Source organism: Pseudotabrizicola sp. 4114, assembly GCF_031457365.1.
Taxonomy (GTDB): domain Bacteria; phylum Pseudomonadota; class Alphaproteobacteria; order Rhodobacterales; family Rhodobacteraceae; genus Pseudotabrizicola.
In genome coordinates, this window is sequence record NZ_JAVDWP010000040.1 from 1 (window position 1) to 3,183 (window position 3,183).

Annotated in this window: 1 protein-coding gene and 2 pseudogenes; 1 reads left to right on the top strand and 2 read right to left on the bottom strand. The window is 60.3% G+C overall.

What is annotated here, in order from left to right:
• Nucleotides 1–211: 211 nt before the first annotated feature.
• Nucleotides 212–556: pseudogene (locus tag J2X53_RS22375) on the bottom strand (integrase core domain-containing protein); the annotation flags it as partial.
• Nucleotides 557–692: 136 nt separating this feature from the next.
• On the opposite strand from J2X53_RS22375, the gene J2X53_RS22380 reads away from it, so the two are divergent.
• A complete protein-coding gene (locus tag J2X53_RS22380; RefSeq protein WP_349039694.1) occupies nt 693–1,973 on the top strand; it encodes an IS110 family transposase in 1,281 nt (426 codons plus the stop codon).
• A gap of 216 nt (nt 1,974–2,189) precedes the next feature.
• Here the strand turns inward: J2X53_RS22380 and J2X53_RS22385 are convergent.
• Nucleotides 2,190–2,995: pseudogene (locus J2X53_RS22385) on the bottom strand (transposase); the annotation flags it as partial.
• Between the last annotated feature and the right edge of the window lie 188 nt (nt 2,996–3,183).

A 3,183-nucleotide genomic window follows, 5' to 3' on the forward strand; every position in this document is an offset into this window, starting at 1 on the left:
TGCGTGGTCGTGGCGCTGCCGTGACGAACTTGTCCCATAGGGCATCCTTCCATTCCAAAGAAAGGATCGCACCATTAAACCGTGGGATCAAACACATAGCCTCCCGAACAGGGGCCGCCACTGCGGAGTTTTTCCTTACCCCCTGGAATGAAGCAGCGGAAGGCTGTTGTTAGGTACAGTGGTAGTGACCTGCCCCCCGGCCGTCCCTCGTTCATGAGAGTCCTTGGGGTTGATCGTGGTCGGTTTCGGGTTGGGCAAGCGCGCCGGGCGCGGAGCCCTCAGATTGCCCAAGCGCCCGGCGCCCTTCTGCCGGGGTCTTGTTGGCCAGCGATGAATGCGGCCTGACATTGTTGTAGTCGTAGCGCCATAGGGCCAGCTTGCGGCGGGCATCGGCGAGGCCGTCGAAGATGTCTTCGTTGAGGCATTCATCACGCAGGCTGCCGTTGAAGCTCTCGATGTAGCCGTTCTGCTGGGGCTTGCCCGGGTCGATGTAATGCCACTCGACCTTATTGTCGTTCGCCCACTTCAGGACCGCCTTGCTGGTGAACTCGGTGCCATAGCATGTTGGGAATAGCGCGCCGTTGAAGGTTATGGCCGCCTGCGCAGCCTCCATAATTGCGCAGCAGGCGGACATAACCGGGTCTCGGATCTCTATGGTGGTTTTGCGAACCACACCACAGAGGAGACCGGCCATGGCCAAGGTTGAGCATACTTCGGATGCCCGTGTTCTGGTAGGCATCGACATTTCCAAACACCGGCACGAGGTACTGATTGCCGTTCCCGGGAAGACCCGTCGTCGGCGCCTGACGATCACCAACAGCACCGATGACTTCATGCGGCTCATCGCGATTTCGCGGGAATATGACATGCCTGTCCGGATCGGCTTTGAAGCCACCGGCAACTGTCACCGCGTGCTGATGTATCATCTCGGCGTTGCCGGGTTCGACCTGAAGCTCGTGTCTTCGGTCGCCTTGGCCCGCACGCGGGAGGCGCTGCACAACAGCTGGGACAAGAACGATCCGAAGGATGCCCAGGTCATTTTGCACATGCTGCAGATCGGCGCTGTTCAGATATTCCAGGACCCGATGGTGGCTGGCACGAACGACATTCAGGAATTGTCCAAGACACATGATGCCGTTTCGCGGTCCAAAACCGAGCTGTGGCACCGTATCCTGACCCATTACCTGCCGCTCTACTTTCCGGAAGCCGACCGTTTCCATCGCAGCTCACGCACCGATTGGTTCCTGGCTTTCCTCGAGATGTTCCCCTCACCCCACATGATCTCAGCCATGACCAAGGAGGAGTTCATTCAGGCTGCTTGGGAGGTGGTTGGGCGTAAGGTCGAGAAGTCTCTCCTGTTGTCAGATATTTACGAGACGGCAAAGGTGTCTGCCGGGCTGCCCGTGTCGCCGGATTCAGACGCCATCCGTATGTTCCGAATGATGCTGGCTGAGGGACGAAGCCTGATCCGGCAACGTAACGCCATCGAAGACCGTGCCGTCGAATTGCTGGCCGAGCGCTCAGACTATCAATTGCTGCGCACCATTCCCGGCATCGGGCCGATCAACGCCCTGACCATCTTAGCGGAAACAGGTGATCTGCGCCGCTTCCACCATCATCGGCAATTTCTGAAGTTCTGCGGCATGGATCTGGCAACCGTCCAGTCCGGCATGTTCCGCGGCCGGAGCAAGATCTCCAAATATGGCAATGCCCGTCTGCGCCGCACTTTGTGGCTGGCAGGGCAGACCGCGGCTCTGAAGAAGGCCAACAGCTTCCGCGACAAGTTCGAGCGCTACATCGCACAGGACCGGCACAACCCGGACCTTCGGCGCAAGGCCTACACAGCCATCGCCGCCAAGATGGCGCGCACCATTCACGCCGTGATCAAATCCGGCGAACCCTATCGCCCCTTCTTCGAGGGGGTGATCCCAGGCGGAAGGACCTCTCTCTCAAAGGGCCGTGGAGGCGCATGACGCGACCTCGTAGATAATGTTCGGGCCTTCCGCTTGGGATTTAGGATCTCGTCTTAAGGACGGTGAGGGCGGCAACTAGGCCGACCCTGTATTTGCTATGGAAGAGACCACTTCTTGACGGCGGAGCCCGCCTGGGCAACTATTCAAAAGGGATCCGGTCGCTCGGGTGCGCCGTGATCTGACGCCCAAAACGGCGTTTTGTTCCCGAGCTAGGACGTTGTCGATGACGATGCAGCTGGGTTTGCCGTAGATCCTGACCAGCGCATCGAGTTCCCGCGCCACTCTGGCCCCCGAGATGCTGGTGTCGGCGATCAGCGCGAGGTTCTCGCGGCAGCAATCGTCGCTCACGGCCAAGATGCGAAACTTGCGGCAGGCGCCGAAGGAGTCCGACAGGAAGTCCAGGGACCAACGCTGGTTCGGAAGCAATTGCACTGGCATCGGGGTTCGGCTGCCCCGCGCCCGTTTGCGACCACGCCCGCGGCGCACCGAAAGCCCTTCCTCCCGGTAGATTCGGTAGAGCTTCTTATCGTTCATGATCATGCCCTTGCGCTCCAGCAGGATGCCCACGCGCCGATAACCGAAGCGGCGGCGCTTCTCGGCGATCTTGTGCACCTCATCACGGATTTCCGGGTTATCGGGCGGCCTCTCGCGCCGCACGGTCTTCGGATCGACAGCGATCAGGACGCAGGCGCGACGCTGAGAGACCGGATAATCCCGTATCGCGCGCAGCACTGTGTCCCGCCGTTGCATTGGAGTCGTCAGGGCTTTCCCAGCAGATCCTTCAGCACGACGTTGTCCAGCAGCGCATCGGCCAGAAGGCGCTTGAGCTTCGCATTCTCGTCCTCAAGCTGCTTAAGCCTCTTGGCATCGGACAGGTCCATCCCGCCATACTTGGCCTGCAGCTTGTAGAACGTCGCCGGGCTCAGCCCATGCTTCCGGGAAAGGTCGGAGGTCGGCAACCCAGCCTCCTGCTCTTTGATCATTCCGATGATTTGCGCCTCCGTAAAACGGCTTTTCTTCATGTCGTCTGCGCCTTCTCAGGTGGGGCAGACTCTCCATTACAGCGGGGGAACTTCCGGGGGGGCAGGTCATCGGCGTCGGGACGATGGTCACTCCAGATCCGGCGAAACTTTCCAGTCGCGCAGCTTGTACACCGTACCGGGGCGGGGGCGCGGTTTGTCTTCCGGCTCGCGCATCCGGCGCTTGAAGC

Excerpts from the sequence above, each read along its gene's own strand:
- J2X53_RS22380 (WP_349039694.1), top strand. The coding sequence starts at position 693 with ATGGCCAAGGTTGAGCATACTTCGGATGCCCGTGTTCTGGTAGGCATC.